The sequence below is a fragment of the Mesorhizobium sp. M1D.F.Ca.ET.231.01.1.1 genome (assembly GCF_003999155.2).
Classification (GTDB): Bacteria; Pseudomonadota; Alphaproteobacteria; order Rhizobiales; family Rhizobiaceae; genus Mesorhizobium.
Genome location: NZ_RZOZ02000013.1, coordinates 54,859 through 70,107 on the forward strand (window position 1 = coordinate 54,859; position 15,249 = coordinate 70,107).

Annotated in this window: 12 protein-coding genes; all 12 read left to right on the plus strand. The window is 66.2% G+C overall.

The window, feature by feature from the left end; translation table 11 throughout:
* Genes tssF through EN874_RS27150 form a run of 12 tightly spaced genes read left to right on the plus strand, consistent with a single transcriptional unit; the run spans position 1 to position 15,243 of the window.
* The gene (tssF, locus tag EN874_RS27095) at positions 1-1,875 is read left to right on the plus strand and encodes a type VI secretion system baseplate subunit TssF (RefSeq protein ID WP_127425873.1); all 1,875 of its coding nucleotides are present in this window, start codon (positions 1-3) and stop codon (positions 1,873-1,875) included.
* A complete protein-coding gene (gene tssG / locus EN874_RS27100; RefSeq protein WP_127425874.1) occupies positions 1,839-2,918 on the plus strand; it encodes a type VI secretion system baseplate subunit TssG in 1,080 nt (359 codons plus the stop codon). The genes tssF and tssG overlap by 37 nt, the downstream gene beginning before the upstream one ends.
* Entirely contained in the window at positions 2,918-4,369 is a 1,452-nt protein-coding gene (tagH, locus tag EN874_RS27105; RefSeq protein WP_127425875.1) for a type VI secretion system-associated FHA domain protein TagH, read from the plus strand. Before tssG ends, tagH begins: the two co-directional genes overlap by 1 nt.
* A gap of 3 nt (positions 4,370-4,372) precedes the next feature.
* On the plus strand, positions 4,373-4,825 hold the full coding sequence (gene tssJ / locus EN874_RS27110) for a type VI secretion system lipoprotein TssJ (protein ID WP_127425876.1): 453 nt from the start codon (positions 4,373-4,375) through the stop codon (positions 4,823-4,825).
* Between the two features lie 37 nt (positions 4,826-4,862).
* A complete protein-coding gene (gene tssK / locus EN874_RS27115) occupies positions 4,863-6,197 on the plus strand; it encodes a type VI secretion system baseplate subunit TssK (RefSeq protein ID WP_127425877.1) in 1,335 nt (444 codons plus the stop codon).
* 4 nt (positions 6,198-6,201) lie between these two features.
* Positions 6,202-7,530, plus strand: a complete 1,329-nt coding sequence (gene tssL / locus EN874_RS27120; RefSeq protein WP_127425878.1) for a type VI secretion system protein TssL, long form — start codon at positions 6,202-6,204, stop codon at positions 7,528-7,530.
* The gene (tssM, locus tag EN874_RS27125) at positions 7,530-11,069 is read left to right on the plus strand and encodes a type VI secretion system membrane subunit TssM (protein ID WP_127425879.1); all 3,540 of its coding nucleotides are present in this window, start codon (positions 7,530-7,532) and stop codon (positions 11,067-11,069) included. The genes tssL and tssM overlap by 1 nt, the downstream gene beginning before the upstream one ends.
* Positions 11,051-11,593, plus strand: a complete 543-nt coding sequence (tagF, locus tag EN874_RS27130; RefSeq protein ID WP_245513696.1) for a type VI secretion system-associated protein TagF — start codon at positions 11,051-11,053, stop codon at positions 11,591-11,593. Before tssM ends, tagF begins: the two co-directional genes overlap by 19 nt.
* A 2-nt stretch (positions 11,594-11,595) precedes the next feature.
* On the plus strand, positions 11,596-12,666 hold the full coding sequence (locus EN874_RS27135) for a DUF2169 domain-containing protein (RefSeq protein WP_127425880.1): 1,071 nt from the start codon (positions 11,596-11,598) through the stop codon (positions 12,664-12,666).
* A gap of 2 nt (positions 12,667-12,668) precedes the next feature.
* Positions 12,669-13,724 (plus strand): beta-ketoacyl synthase N-terminal-like domain-containing protein, encoded by a 1,056-nt coding sequence (locus EN874_RS27140; protein WP_127425881.1) that lies wholly within the window; start codon positions 12,669-12,671, stop codon positions 13,722-13,724.
* A complete protein-coding gene (locus tag EN874_RS27145) occupies positions 13,724-14,668 on the plus strand; it encodes a DUF4150 domain-containing protein (protein ID WP_127425882.1) in 945 nt (314 codons plus the stop codon). The genes EN874_RS27140 and EN874_RS27145 overlap by 1 nt, the downstream gene beginning before the upstream one ends.
* A gap of 14 nt (positions 14,669-14,682) precedes the next feature.
* Entirely contained in the window at positions 14,683-15,243 is a 561-nt protein-coding gene (locus EN874_RS27150; RefSeq protein ID WP_168247627.1) for an SMI1/KNR4 family protein, read from the plus strand.
* Positions 15,244-15,249 lie beyond the last annotated feature (6 nt).

Here is a 15,249-nt window from a genome sequence, read left to right on the forward strand (position 1 = left end):
ATGGATCGGGTCTTCGTGGAGTATTACGAAGAGGAACTGACCCATATCCGGGCGCTGGCCGCGGAATTCGCCGACATGCATCCGGCGGTCGCCCGCAATCTTTCCCTCGATACCGTCCCCTGCCCCGACCCCTATGTCGAACGGCTGCTCGACGGCGTGGCCTTTCTTGCCGCGCGCACGCGGCTGAAGGTCGACGCGGAGCGCTCGCGCTTCTCGCGCGCCGTGCTCGATGTGCTCTATCCCGACCTGGTCACCCCGGCGCCGGCAACGGCGATGGCGGTGCTGAAGCCCGGCCAGCAGGTGCAGTCGATGATCGGCGGCCATGCCGTCGCGCGCGGCACGCGCTTGGTCTCCAGCCTGCTTCCGGGGCTGTCGACGCGCTCGACCTTCACCACCGCGCAGGAGATCACGCTGTGGCCGATCGCGATCACCTCGGTCAGCTATTTCCAGGACCGCAGCGGGCTTGCCGCCGCGGGCATCGGCCCGATCGGCGGCGTGCGCGGCGAGGCAGGGCTGCGCATCGCGCTTGCGCGGACCGGAAAGGGCAAGCTCAGCGAACTGTCGCTCGACCGGCTCGACCTCTATTTCGCCGGTCGCAACAAGGCGCCGCTCATTTTCGACGCGATCTTCGGCGCCTGCTCGGCCCTCGGCGCGCGGACGGAAGGCAAGACCAATCCGCTCACGGCCCTGCCCGAGCCCGAAATGGTCGGCATCCGCGACGACGAGGCCCTGATGCCGCGGACCCGCCCGACCTTCGAGGGCTACCGGCTGCTGCGCGAATATTTCATGATCCCGGAGCGCTTCCACTATGTGCGGGTCTCAGGCCTGCAGCCGGTTGTGCGCAAGTGCGAGGCGGGAATAGAGATCATCTTCCTGTTCCGGCGCCCGGTGCCCGAGCTTGCCGACGTGACGCCGTCCGATTTCGAGCTCTTCGTGACGCCGCTCATCAATCTCTTCGAGCGCGAATGCAATGTCATCGAAATCGATCCGCGCAGGACGCGGCAGGTGCTGCATGCCGACCGCACCCGGGCGCGGGACTTCGAGATTTTTCGCGTCACCCGGGTGGAAGACGCCGATGCGGAAGGCAGCGAGGCCGAGATCCCCGAGCTTTTCAGCCTGGGGCAGAACCGCGGCAGCGGCTGGGTCTATTCGACCGAGCGGCGCCCGCGCCGGGCCACCGAAGACGAGCGCCGCGACGGCCTGACCCGCACCTCCTATACGGGCGACGACGTGTTCCTGGCGATCTCGCGCCCGGCGGGGAGCCCGGCGAACCGGCCGCTCAGGCGCCTCGACGTGATGGCGCTCTGTACAAACCGCGACCTGCCGATCCTGGACGACACCCCGACGCTGACGCTGGAGACGGCCGACCCGGTCGAAGCGGTCAGGCTGCTCGGCGCGCTGCGGCCGCCGCAGCCGGCGATCCCGGCCTCACTGCCGGCCGGTGCCGAAGGCGAATCCCGCGCCGACAATCTCGCCTGGCGGCTGGTGGCGCAGCTCTCGCTCAACTTCCTCAGTCTCGCCAAGGAAGGCCGCGGCGTCGATCCGCTGCATGCGCTGCTCGACCTCTATGCCGATCGCGGCGATCCGAGCCTTGCGCGCAACGTGCATTCGATCACCCGCATCGACTCGCGCCCGGTCATCGAGCGGCTCAAGATCGACGGGCCGATGTGCTTCGGGCGGGGCACGGAAGTGACGCTGCATGTCGACCAGTCGGTGCTGGCAGGGCAAAGCACGCTTTTGCTTTCGGCCCTGCTTGCGCGGCTGTTTGCCCGGCATGCCGGAATAAACGGTTTCGTGCGGACCCGCACGCGGCTGCTGCAGAAGCAGGAGGATGTGCCATGGCCGATGACGCCCGGCAATCGCTACCTGATCTAGCGCGGCCCGCCCAGAGCGAGGCCGCCCCGGACCGAATCGAGGCGCTGTCGGAAAGCTTCGACTTCTTCGAGCTGCTGCGCCGGCTGGAGCAGAGAGGCGGACTGTTCGGCTATTCCGGCCAGGCCAATCGCGAACCGGCGCGGCTCGGCCAGCATGTCCGCTTGAGCTTTTCGGCCAGGGACGTCGTCAAATTCCAGGATGCGGGCGAAAACGCGCCGGCGCGGGTGACCGTCGCCAATCTGGGGCTGCTGGGACCCGAAGGACCGATGCCGCTGCATCTGACGCGCTGGGTGCTCGACCGGCTGTCGCAGCGCTGGTTCACCGGCGCCGAAGCGGAGCAGACCAGCGACACGACCTTCGTCGACTTCGTCAACATCCTGCAGCACCGGATGATTGCGCTTTATTACCGCGCCTGGGCGGACGCGCATCCGGCGGTGCAGGTCGAGCGCTCGGTCGGCGGGCGCGTCCGCGCCATGCTGGAAGCAATGTCCGGGATCGGCCTTCCCGGCACCCAGGATCCCGAGATCGACACGGTGCGGCTGCGCCAGGCCGGATCGCTGGCCAACCAGGTCGACGGCGCGGAGCGGCTGACGCTGTTCCTTGCCACGGCCTTCAAGGTGCCGGTTGAGATCAAGGAGTTCGTCGCGTCCTGGATCACCATACCGGCGGCGCTGCAGAGCCGTGTCGGCAAGGCCTACGCGGCACTCGGGCGCGGGGCCACGATCGGGCCGCGCGTCTTCAGCCGCCAGAGCCGGATCGAGTTGCGCATCGGCCCGCTCAGCCTCGACGACTTCAAGTCGTTCCTGCCCGGCGAACGGCGCCTCGCCCTTTTCAAGAAAGCAGTGCGCGACATGATCGGCGAAGCGCTCGATGTCGATTTGCGCATCGTGCTTGCGCGCGACGCCGTGCCGCCGCCGAAGATCGGAACCGTCCAGCTCGGAAGAACCTCCTGGCTTGCGCGCCCCGCCGAGAAGGGAGACGCCGACGATCTCAAGCTGCGCACCATCGTCGGCTGGCGGCCTGAAATGGCGGAGGCGGCCTGATGAGCCTGCTGCTGACGCTCGAACAAGGTCCGCGCTCCCAAGTGGTCAGGCAGACCCGGCTGGACGAGGGCGAGCTGGTGATCGGGCGCAGCGCCGATGCCGGCTGGCAGATCGATGACCCGGACATGTTCGTCTCGCGCGCGCATTGCAAGATCAGCGGCGGCCGCGACGGCTACTTCGTCACCGACACGTCGAGCAGCGGGCTATTCATAGACGATTCCGACAGCCCGCTCGGCGCCGGCAGGTCGACGCGGCTGCAAAGCGGCATGCGGCTGAGGCTGGGCGATTACGTTCTCTACGTCGAGGTTCAGCCAAACGCGAGCCAGACGTCGGTCGGCCAGGTCGCCAACCAATCCGCCCCCTCATGGTCGCCGCCGCAGCCGCGACCCTCGCCCAATATCGGCGGCGACGACTTCTTTTCGGCCAAGGTCCAGGAAGAGCCGCGGCGGCCGCGTCCGGCCGACCTGCCGGACCCGTTCGAGCAGCCCGTGCCCGGCGCATATGACCGCGCCTCCAACCAGCGCAGCTCGCCCGCCTTCGACGACCCGTTCAGCCTCGACCCGGTTGCGACGCCTCAATCGAACGACGATGCCGGAGCTGGCCGGTCGGATCCGTTCGGCTTCGGCGACATGCCGTCGCGCGGCAACACGGCGGAGTCCGCGCCGAAACCGGCCGGCTTCGATGACGATTTCGGCTTCGGGCCAGCCGCGGCGCCTGTCTCTGCCAACGCCGCTCAACCGGCCGGTCATGGCGAACGGCCGGCCGAAAAGCAGCAGGCCGCTCATCCCTGGAATATGCCGGCGCACGCTGCCGAGCCCCCTCCTTCGCCGCGCCGCGCTCCCGCGCCCAAGCCGTCCCGTGCATCTCAGCCTGCGCCGGGCGACATGGCGCTGCGCGCCGCCTTCCTGCGCGGTATGGGTGTCGAGGAGGCCGATTTTCCCGGCCGAGATCCGATTGCCGAGATGGAAAAATTCGGGCGCGAGTACCGGCTGATGCTGGACGGCCTGATGCAGCTCCTGCGCAAGCGCGCCGAGGAAAAGGGCAGCGCGCGCGTCGCCCAGACGATGGTCGGCGCATCGGAAGTCAACCCGCTCAAATTCCTGCCGACGGTCGAGGACGTCATCGTCACCATCATCTCGGAACGCAGCCCGGGTTTTCTCTCGGGCGAAGCTGCGATCTCCGATGCGGTGAAGGATCTCGCGCAGCACCACGTGCGCGCCTGGCGCGGCGTCCAGGCGGCGCTGCGGCGCATGATCGACCGCTTCGATCCGGCGGCGATCGAGGAAGAGCTCAAATCCAATTCCGCGATCGGCAACCTCCTTTCGGGCGGGCGCAACGCCAAGCTGTGGGAGCTTTACCAGAAACGCCATCGCGACATCGCCCAAAGCGCGGAATCGAGCTTCCTGGGCGAGATCGGCGCGGACTTCAGGGATGCTTACGAAGAGGAGTAGGACATGATCGATCGACGCGAATTCATCGTTGCCCTCGGCGCGACGGGGCTGCTTGCGGCTTGCCAGAGCGGCCCGCCGAAACCATCGGTCATCTCGGTCAACGTGACCGGTGGCGCCGGCATGAATCCGGGACCGGGCGGCGGCGACAGGCCGGTGACCGTGCTGGTGATGCGGCTTGCCAGCACCGGCAAGTTCAACTCGGCCGATTATTTCGCGCTGCAGGGCGATGCGGGCTCGGCGCTCGGCGCCGATCTCCTCGGATCCGACACGATCTCCGTCGCACCCGGCAAGACAGCGGCCAAGACCATCACGGTCGAGCCCAATGCGGCGGCGCTCGGCTTCGTCGCGCTGATCCGCGAACCTGGCGGCAGGAACTGGCGCACGACCAAGTCGGTGTCGCCGGGGTCGAAATTCACCATCAACGTCAGCCTCGGCAAGGGCGGCATTTCCGCCTGACGGCGCGACAACAGTTGGCAGTGCAGAGAGCAGCGGCATGAGCGACGCAAACAGGGTGCTGTGGTCCGAGGGTCTCTTCTTGAGGACCCAGCATTTCCAGCAGCAGGACCGGTTCTTCGAGGCGATGGTGCGCGGCGCGTTGCAGGCCGGCCAGCTCCACACGTTCGGCTTCCAGCAGCTGACGCTCGACCAGTCGCTGCTCGACGCCGGCCAGGTCTCGATCGTGTCCGCCCGGGGTATTTTTCCGGACGGCACGCCCTTTGCCATCCCGGAGCTGATGGACGCGCCGAAGCCATTGCCGGTGACGGCCGATACCGGCGCGGGCCCGGTGCTGGTGGCACTGCCCCTCGAGCCCCCAGGCGGCGTCGGCTTCGACCCGGCGCATGCGGCGTCGACCGGCGCGCGCTATCACGGCAAGATCGTCTCGGTGCGCGATGCCGTGCAGGGCGGCTCGGACCCGGAAGAGATCGAGATCGCCCGGCCGCAAGCGGTGCTGCTTGCGCCCGGCAAATCGGTCGGCGGCTACACCGCGCTGCCGATCGCCGACATCAAGGGCGTTCGCGCCGACGGCGGCGTCTCGCTCGACGAGACCTTCCTGCCGCCGACGCTGATCACGGGCGCGGTCGCCTGGTACCGACAGTTGCTGCAGGAGGTCGTCACCGGCCTCGACCAGATCGCCGAGGCGCATGGCAAGATGGTGATGGGCGGCCCTGGCCGCAGCGTCGAGGACCTGTTGATGCTCCACCTTGCCAACGCGGCCAAGCCGCGGCTTGCGCATATGCTGGCGCAGGACGTCTTCCATCCGGCCGAGCTTTACCTCGAGCTTGCCGGCCTTGCCGGCGAAATGGCGACCTACGGCTCCAGCTCACGCCGCCTCGGCGAGCTGCCCGCCTACGACCACATGGCGCCCGGGCCGGCCTACATGGCCCTTGCCGACGCCTTGCGCTCGCTGATCCTCAGCCTGCGCTACATCGAGCCGAAATCGCGCGCGCTGCCGGTCATGCGGCATGCGACCAATGTCTGGAAGGTGCGCATCGACAATCCGAAGCTGCTTGTCGCGAGCCGCATCGTCATCCGCGTCGGCTCCGAACTGTCGGAAGACGCGTTGCGCAAGATCTTCGTCAACCAGGCGACGGTCGGGGCGGCGGACCAGTTCGAGGGCCTGTGGAAGTCGCGCCTGCCCGGCATCCCGCTGAAGCCGCTGCATTCGCAGCCGCGCGAAATCCCTTATGACGGCGACCGGCTGTGCCTGGAGTTGGACCAGAAGAGCGAGCATTGGGCCTCGCTGCTCGACGCCCCTGGTTTCGTCATCGGCGTTTCCGGCGTGCTGCCGAGCGAGCCGCAGGTCGACTGCTATTCGGTGAACAGGTGAGGCCATGAGCCGGGATGATCCTTTCGGACTGTCGGAGGATCGCGAACGCACGCGCATCAGGCTGACGGGTGCGGCACCCAGGCCAATGGCGCCGCTGGCGCCGGGCGCGCCGGTGAAGCGGGCGCGCGCCCACCCCAACACGCTGATCAACACCTTCGCCCCGCTGCTCGAATTCGCGCCGGAGCTCGAAAGCGCCCTGGCGCCCGAGAACCCGGAAGTGCTGCGCACGCGCCTGCTCGACGAGCTGGTGCGGGCGCGCGATGCCGCGATGGCCGCGGGCTCCTCGCTGGAGCGGGCCGACCAGGCTGCCTGGGCGGTGGCGGCCTTGCTCGACGATCTCGCGCTCAACACGCCCTGGGGCGGCGCCAGCGCATGGCCGCGCCAGCCGCTGGTGGTGATGCTGCGCGGCGATGTCGATGCCGGCACGCAGTTCTTCTCGCGTCTCGACGAACTGGAGCGGCACCCCAACCGCGACCGCGAAATGCTCGAGCTGCAATATTACTGCCTGGCGCTCGGCTTCCGCGGCAAATATCGCGTGCCTGGCCGCGCCGGCGACCGCTCGCTCAACGCGGTTCGCGTGGCGGCGGCCCGCTTCCTGCGCAATGCCGACGCCGAAGACTCGCCGCTGTCGCCGAACTGGAAGGGCGTGATCGCCTCCGACGAGCCGCAGCGCTTCATCGTGCCGATCTGGGTGATGGCGCTGGCGGCCGTGGTCATCGCCGCCACCGCTTATGTTGGTCTGTCGATGGGGCTGAGCAGCCAGGCGGTCGAGCTCTCCGCACTGGCCCGCACCCTGCCGCCGCCCGCGCGTGGCGACGTTACCCGCGCCGCGCCCAAACCAGATGCACCCGAACCCGAACCGCCGCAGCCGGTCGATTTTGCCTTGCTGCCGGAATTCAAGGCAGAGGCGCCGGACAACCTCAAGGGCGCGCTGAGCGGCACAGAGAGCGTGTCACTGGCCAAGCTCGTCATCCAGTCCTCCAACCCCGAATTGTTCCAGTCGTCGCGCCCGACGCTCACCCCAGGCTACGAGCCGCTGGTCGAGTCGATCGCCAAGGTGATCCTTGCCAATCAGGAGCTGATCGGAAACATCACCGTCGTCGGCCACACCGACAATGTGCGTCTGCAAAAATCGAACCCGCTTTCGTCCAACCAGCGGCTGTCGGAAGCGCGCGCCGAGACCATAGCCGACCTTCTGGTGCAGGCCGGCGTGCCGCAGGAGCGCATCCATTCCGAAGGGCGCGCGGAGACCGATCCGGTGGCCGACAACTCGACGCGCGAGGGCCGCGCGCTCAATCGCCGCGTCGAGGTCCTGGTCGAGAAGAGGCTCTGATGTTCATCCTGCGCTTCCTCTGGGCCGTGCTCACCTCGCGCTTCCTTTGGACGCTGATCGGCATTGCGCTGCTTTCGCTGCTGATCTGGGTGTTCGGCCCGATCGTCCAGGTCGGCCCTTACGTGCCGTTCGAGTCCGACAATGTGCGCATCGCCATGATCGCCGGGTTGATCATCCTTTGGCTGATCTGGCTGATCATCGCGCAGCGCCGCGCGATCCGTGCCAACCGCATGTTCGTGGCCGAGATCGCCGCGCCCGTGCAGGAAAAGCAGCTTACCCCCGGCGAGGAGAGCGTCGCCGCCGTCGGCGCCAAATTCGGCGAGGTGATGGCCGAGCTCAAGCGGCGCAAGCTCGGCGGCCGGAAATTCCTGCGCGAGATGCCGTGGTATGTCATCGTCGGGCCGCCGGCCACCGGCAAGACGACGGCGCTGCGGCAGTCCGGCCTCAACTTCCCGATCGACCTCACCGACGACCTGCAAGGCGTCGGCGGCACGCGCAACTGCGATTGGTTCTTTTCGGAGAACGCGGTGCTGATCGACACAGCCGGCCGCTATGTCCAGCAGGAGAGCCAGCCGGATGTCGATGCGACGGAATGGCTTGGCTTCCTCGATCTTCTGAAGAAGCATCGTGGGCGCCGCGCGCTGAACGGCGTCATCGTCGCGCTGTCGATCGATGCGCTTTCGGAGGGCGACGAGGCGATCAAGGCGCATGGTCGCAAGATCCGCCGCAGGCTGGCGGAGCTGAACGACCGCCTCGAAATTCGCCTTCCCGTCTATCTGATGCTGACCAAGGTCGACCTGATCAAGGGGTTCGAGGCCTTCTTCGGCGGCCTGTCGACGACGGCCCGCGAGCAGGTGTGGGGGACGACCTTCCCGCTCGACGCCCGCATTGATGCCAAGACCATCGAGAAGGAACTCGCCGCGCTCGCCACGGAACTGGAGCGGCGGCTGGTGCCGCGGCTGGAGGACGAGGACAAGCTCGGCGCGCGCGCCGAGATCTTCCGCTTCCCGGCCCAGCTCGCCAGCCTCTCCGAGCCGATCCAGGTGCTGATCGAGGCGATGTTCGGCGAAAGCCGCTACGAGGAAGCAGCCTGGCTGCGCGGCCTCTATCTGACCTCGGCGACGCAGGAAGGCGCGCCGATCGACCGGCTGACCGCGGCGCTGTCCTCCTCCTTCGGGCTGCCGCCGCGGCGCGCGATGCTTACGCCGCGCGTCGAGAAGCGCAGCTTCTTCCTCAGGAACCTCCTGACCGAAGTCATCTTCAAGGAAGCGGGTCTCGGCACGTTCGACCCACTGGCGCAGCGCCGACGCGCCTGGATCTGGCGCGGCGCGGCTGCGGCATGCGTGCTTGCCGCCCTGCTCGCCTGCGGGCTGTTCACCTGGTCCTATCTCGACAACCGCAATGCGATCACCGAGCAGGCCGGCCAGTTCGAGGCGCTGCAGGCGCCGCTGACCGATGTCGCCGCCGCGCCGGCTTCGGTGGAAAAGCCGACGATGGACGGAGCGCTGGCCGCGATGGACGCGGTGGCGACGGCGCGCACCGCGCCGCCGGATGCTGTCCATAATCTGCTCGGCCCGACGGCTTCCGCGGAACTCGTGCGCGCGCAGACCGATACCTACGACCACGCGCTGCGCAACGTGCTCGAGCCGCATATGGTGGCGCTGCTCGAAGCCACGATGTGGCGGCAGATCCGTGATCCGGATTTCATGCTCGGCGCGCTGAAGACCTATCGCATGATGACGGGCCTGTCGCAGATGGACACCGACTTCGTGCAGAACTGGTGGGTAAACAGCCTGCCGGAATTCGCGCCCGCCCCGCCCTTCACCACTGCCGACGCCGAGGAGCACCAACTCGCCGCGATCCGCCGCATGGCGGTCGACGACAGCTACATCGCCCCTGACAAGGAGCTGGTGGCCGAGGCGCTGAAGACGGTGTGCACGATCTCGCTGCCGGAGCGCGCCTATAAGCAGCTTCTGGCCGATCCCGAAGTGGCGGCCGTGAAGGAATGGGTGCCCGCCAATTTCGCCGGCCCGAACGGCGCCAAGGTGTTCGCGCGCCGCTCCGACAAGACGCTGCGCGTCGGCGTTTCCGGCGCCTATACCTATGCCGGTTTCCATGACGCGGTTCTCGACCGGGTCGAGGACGTGGCGGCGCAGGCTGCGCTCGACCGGGCAGTGTTCGCCGGCGGCTGCTCGGAGAACTCCGAGACCTCGGTGTCGGCGCTGTCCGAAGACATTCTGAAGCTCTACTACGACGACTATATCGCGCAGTGGGACAGCTTCCTGCGCGACATGCGGCTGGCGCCGCTGAGCGACCTCAATGTCGCCAGCGAAAACCTCAAGGACCTTTCGAGCGCCGATTCCGCGCTGAAGCGGTTGCTGAAGGCGGTGGTGCAGGAGACGGACCTGACCCGGTCCGACGAGGCGCCGGCCGACGACAAGGGCGGCGCCGCGAAGACCGGCTCGAAGCTGCTCTCCAAGCTCGGCAAGCTGGGCAAGGTGGTGAAAACGGGAGCGAAACTGCTGCCGCGCGCGGGCTCGGCCGATCAGGTCGACATGACCGGCAGCCTGGTGGCCGAGCATTTCAAGCCGCTCAAGGGCACGATCGCCGAGGTCGACGGCCAGCCGCCGGCGCTCGACGCCGCCGTGGTGGCGCTGACGGCGCTGTCCAACGTCTTGCAGACGGTGACGGCCAATCCCGACCCGCAGGACGCCATCAAGAAGCAGGGCGGCCTCGCCGAGCTGACGGGCGCGGTGGCCCGCCAGGCGCAGATCCTGCCCTCGCCGATCAACGACTGGCTTGGCGGCATCGCCGGCGACACCAGCGGCCTGTCGCAGAAGGCCGTCACCAACGAGCTCAACGCCATCTGGCGCGCCGACATCCTGCCCTTCTGCCAGGCGGCGCTCAACAACCGCTATCCGTTCAGCCCGGAGAGCGCGGTGGACGTCAATGTGCGCGACTTCCAGCGCCTGTTCGGGCCCGCCGGGCTGATCGACGCCTTCATCAACGACCATCTGATCAACTATGTCGACACCGCCAGCCAGCCCTGGAAATGGCGCGCCGACTTCGGCCTCGACGCCGCGGCGCTGGCGGCGTTCGAGCAGGCAAGGCACATCCGCGACGACCTCTTTCCCGGCGGCACCGGCCCGGTGATGAACTTCACGCTGGAGCCCAAGGACCTGTCGCCTAACGTGGCGCGCGTGACGCTCAACCTCGATGGCCAGAACCTCGTCTACTACAACAACGCGACCCGGCCGCAGCCGATGACATGGCCGGGCAAGGACGGGACAGGCGTCATCTCGCTCGCCTTCCAGCCGGTCGACGGCTCGCCCGAGGTGATGCTCAACGAGACCGGCAGCTGGGCGTGGCTGAGGATGCTGCGCGGCGGCAAGTTCAACGGAACCAAGCTCACCGACGTCTACAGCCTGCGGCTCGGCACGAAAGGCATGTATGCCGACTTCGAGCTCAAGGCAGCCAGTGTCGAGAACCCCTACACGCTCGAGATGTTCAAGAAGTTCACATGTCCACCGCAGATATGAACGTGCCCGGCTTCTACGGAAAGATGCCCGCCACCGGCGATTTCGTGACGCGGCGGCTGCCGGGCGATTTCGTGCGCGGATGGGACCGCTGGCTGGCGCAGCACATCGTCCCGCTGTTTGGGATCGAGGCGTGGCCGGAGGACACGGCGCTCCGCTTCCTAGCCGGCCCCGCCTCCTTCGGCGCCTCGGCGGGCATCGTGCTGCAAAGCGCCGACAGGGTCGGCCGGCAATTCCCCTTGAGCATCGTCGCGAGGCTTGCCGAGGCGCCTCTCAAGCTGGCCTATGCGGACGCCTGGTTCGATGGCATCGAAAACGCCGCCTTCGCCGCGCGGCGGGGCGAGCTGACGCCCGATGCGTTGGATGCCGCGCTGATTGCCCTGCCCTTGCCATCTGTCGAGCCGGAGGGCGACCTCATAGACGACCTCGTCATGTGGACCGCACGCACGGATATTTTCGACGTCGACCCGCAGGCGCCGCAGCCGGCGCTGGAGCAGATCTTCGCGGCTAGTTGGGAGACCAGCTGACGATGTGGCAGGTCGAGAACGATACGCCGTTCATGGCAAGTGGCACCTGGACCAGGGGCCGAGACGGAGGCGAGGTCTGGATGGTCGCCGTACGGTGCAGCCTTCGCATCAATCCGGATGGAACAACGGCCGTAGCCGATGAACAGGAGCCCCCCGTCGTGGCGCCCAAATTCGGCAGCGGGCCGGGCGCGGGCAGCCTGGTGTACGATTCCGATTTTTACCTGACGAAGCCGACGACCGACGTGCTTCTGCGTGGCCACGCTTATGCCCCCGGAGGCAAACCCACCACGTCCTTAGACGTGAATATGAGAATAGGTGACCTGCAAAAGACTCTGCGAATCACCGGGGATCGCGCCTATCAGCACTCCGTGTCTGGTGTGAGTGTTGGGTCGCCGCAGCCGTTCATACGGATGCCGCTGGTCTACGAGCGCGCATTTGGTGGGCGCGAGCCTGATCCAGTCAGAGATCCGGCGCGTCCGAGTTTCGACCAGGACAACCCGGTTGGGACCGGCTTTGTACCTGTGGCCGGCAAGATCGCTCCCAATATCGAAACCGTGGGATCCAACGGCGGCACTAAGCCGGCCGGCTTCGGACCGGTCCCGCCGCACTGGCGCCAGCGTGTCCAACACGCCGGCACATATGATGAGGCTTGGCAGAAAAATCGCTTCCCGCTCTATCCGACCGACCTGGATGACCGCTTTTTTCTTTGCTCTCCAGAGAACCAGCGCCCTAAGCATTTCTTCCGGGGCGGAGAGCCGGTGGAGTTGCTGAATCTGACGCCGACCGGGCGGCTGGCGTTTCTTCTACCTCGCCTCGCCTTCCGGTTTGAAACAGATATCAGGGGAAAGCCACGCATCACGCACCGGGGCGCCTTGCACACCGTTATCCTCGAGCCGGACGTGCCGCGAGTGGTGCTGGTCTGGCGAACGTCGCTGCGCGCGCACGCCGACGTGCAACGGCTAACCCGGACGCGGGTCAGCCTGTTGTCGGTGACGAACGCACATCCGCGCTCGGTCCCTTCCGGCATTGATGGGGGTTGGCGCGATCCGGACGAAGAAGGCGGTGGGCGGTGAGAGTGGCGACTATCGGATCCGGCGCGCGAACGGCCATCGGGATGACGGCGGCGGCGACGGCTGCCGCCGTGCGCGCCGGTATCGCCGGCTTCGGTGAACATCCATTCGTGGTCGACACTGCCGGCAACAGCATGATCGTGGCCGCAGCGCCATACATCGGCATAGATGTGAGGGGAGCGGCGCGGTTGGCGGAACTGGCAGCGCCCGCTGCGGCTGAAGCTGTCGAGTCATCTTCGGCGCCTTCAATCGGCCAGTTGCCGGTTTCCCTGTTTGTCGGTTTACCCCCAGTACGCCCGGGTCGCGGAAGCGACGTGCCGGCCACGGTCGTCGCCCGGTTGCGTGAAGAGTTGGCCTCTCTGTGCCATATCGAAAAAATCGGTGTGATCGAAGTCGGGCACGCCGCCGGAACGATGGCGATCGAAAGGGCGTGGCAGGCGGTGCGGACCGGCGCGACCGAGTTTGCGCTGGCAGGCGGCGTGGATTCCTACCTTGAGCCGGAAACTCTGGAATGGCTGGAAGACAACGATCAAGTCCACTCAGCCGGCCCGGAGAATAATGCCTACGGTTTCATCCCCGGCGAAGCAGCGGGGTTCGTATTGCTGACCTCCACGGACGCAGCGAGGAGATATCAGCTATCGGGCGCGCTGGAGCTCATGTCGGTCGCCATCGCTCGCGAAAGGAACCTGATCAAGACCGACACGGTGTGCACCGGCGAGGGCATGCTGGCGATGTTTCGAGCCCTCGCCGGCGAGCCAACCGCTGTCAAGGTGGACCATCTGTACTGCGACATGAACGGCGAGCCGTACCGCGCGGACGAGTTTGGCTTTGCAAGCATCCGCGCGGCCGACCTGTTCCGCGAGCCCGACGCGTTTACAGCCCCTGCGGACTGCTGGGGCGATGTCGGGGCGGCTTCGGGCCCGCTGCTGCTCATGCTGGCCGAAGCAGCAACCAAGAAAAGGTACGCTGCGGGGCCTGTCCTAGCGGCATTCACGAGCTCGGAGTCGGGTGAACGCTGCGGATTCCTGGCCCACGACCGCACATGGGCAGGAGCACGCTGATGTCGGTCACCGTCAAGATCAACGGCACGATAAACGGGATCGTCCACAAGGGCAGCTCCGACTTCGCGATGAGCACAGCCCCCGACGTGTGCAAGACACCTAGCCCCGGCGGACCTGTCCCTATTCCATATCCAGTCATCATCTCGATGGCCAGCGATCTGGCCAACGGCACGACGACGGTAAAGGTCGATGGGAATTCCTGCGCGATCAAGGGGTCTGAACTCAGTCGCTGCTCAGGCGATGAGGCGGGGACCGCCGGCGGCGTCGTATCGAGCACCTTTATGAAGGAGGCGACGTGGATCACGTACTCCTTCGACGTGAAAATGGACGGAGCAAACGTGTGCCGGTTCAGCGACAAGCTGAAGATGAATCACGGCAACACGATCTGCATGGCGGGGATTATCCCCGACGTGTGCAACGCCGGCGACGAACCCCTGGTTATCAAATGCTCCGACTACAAAGAGGAAAGAAACAAAGAGAAACGCGAATGTGACATTAAATGCATGTGCGCCAAATGCCTGGAGATGAATAACCAGGGGAATTTTCGGCGGCAGGCTTCGCACGCGCCGCGGTCGGGGGGACGAAAGAGTCTGCGTAAGCTCGGGAACGCAGGGGCCAACGCGTACCGCAAGGCGCTGACCGATCGGCTCAAAGCAGGTGAAACGCCCGACGATATCAAAGACAACTTCGTGCATGAGTGCGCGCATGAAAGATGGAAGGCTCAGGGAGCCAAACCCAACTTGCCGGGAATGAGCCCCGATCACATGAAAGAAATCCAGGTGGGCGGTTTGACCAAAGACTTCTCGAACCTGAAGATGATGCCGTCCAAACCGAACGAATGGATCGGCTCGAAGATGAAGGGTTTCAAGACCACGGATTTTACCTACGCGAGCGGAAAAAAGGTCAAGGCACACACCGGCGTCGCGCTCGATTGTTGCAAATAGATGAGGATGGAACGATGGCTAAAGACATCCGTACTCAGCTACAGACCCTGGTCTCGAAACTGCACGACGTCCGAGAAGAGTTTTACCAGGTGGCCTTTGGGCAGTCCGCTGACCAGGTCCTCGGACCGCCCGCCTCCGAGCAACAGCTGCAGACCTTCGAACGCAGCCTCGGTTACGCGCTGCCTCCAAGCTATCGCCAGATGCTGCTGCTACACGATGGCTGGGCGGCCCTGGAGGATGAAGCTGACCTGCTGTCTTTAGCGCAGCGCCGCGAGGAGGAAATTCGTGACCGCGTCGCAAGCTTCAAGAGAATGATGCGTGAAGGGGAAGATCCTTACAATCCGGACAATCTGCTGGTGGTCGCTGGCGCCGATACCACTTTTGTCGTTTACCTCGACATCGATACCCGCAGGCCCAGTGGCGAAATGGATGTCGTGGAGTACACCTACGAAGAGGGAGAACTGGCCCGGCACAAGGACATGCTCGCATATCTGAAAAGCAACTATGACGAGGTGTGCGGATGGATCAAGGACGAGAAAGGCGCGGATGCGGGGCCCGAGCCCGACGCAGAATAGACGGCG

Bases quoted from the DNA above. Each gene is read 5' to 3' on its own strand.
- tagH (WP_127425875.1), top strand. From the start codon at position 2,918: ATGAGCCTGCTGCTGACGCTCGAACAAGGTCCGCGCTCCCAAGTGGTC.
- tssG (WP_127425874.1), top strand. From the start codon at position 1,839: ATGGCCGATGACGCCCGGCAATCGCTACCTGATCTAGCGCGGCCCGCC.
- tagF (WP_245513696.1), top strand. From the start codon at position 11,051: ATGTCCACCGCAGATATGAACGTGCCCGGCTTCTACGGAAAGATGCCC.
- EN874_RS27150 (WP_168247627.1), top strand. From the start codon at position 14,683: ATGGCTAAAGACATCCGTACTCAGCTACAGACCCTGGTCTCGAAACTG.
- tssK (WP_127425877.1), top strand. From the start codon at position 4,863: ATGAGCGACGCAAACAGGGTGCTGTGGTCCGAGGGTCTCTTCTTGAGG.
- tssJ (WP_127425876.1), top strand. From the start codon at position 4,373: ATGATCGATCGACGCGAATTCATCGTTGCCCTCGGCGCGACGGGGCTG.
- tssM (WP_127425879.1), top strand. From the start codon at position 7,530: ATGTTCATCCTGCGCTTCCTCTGGGCCGTGCTCACCTCGCGCTTCCTT.
- EN874_RS27145 (WP_127425882.1), top strand. From the start codon at position 13,724: ATGTCGGTCACCGTCAAGATCAACGGCACGATAAACGGGATCGTCCAC.
- tssF (WP_127425873.1), top strand. From the start codon at position 1: ATGGATCGGGTCTTCGTGGAGTATTACGAAGAGGAACTGACCCATATC.
- EN874_RS27135 (WP_127425880.1), top strand. From the start codon at position 11,596: ATGTGGCAGGTCGAGAACGATACGCCGTTCATGGCAAGTGGCACCTGG.
- tssL (WP_127425878.1), top strand. From the start codon at position 6,202: ATGAGCCGGGATGATCCTTTCGGACTGTCGGAGGATCGCGAACGCACG.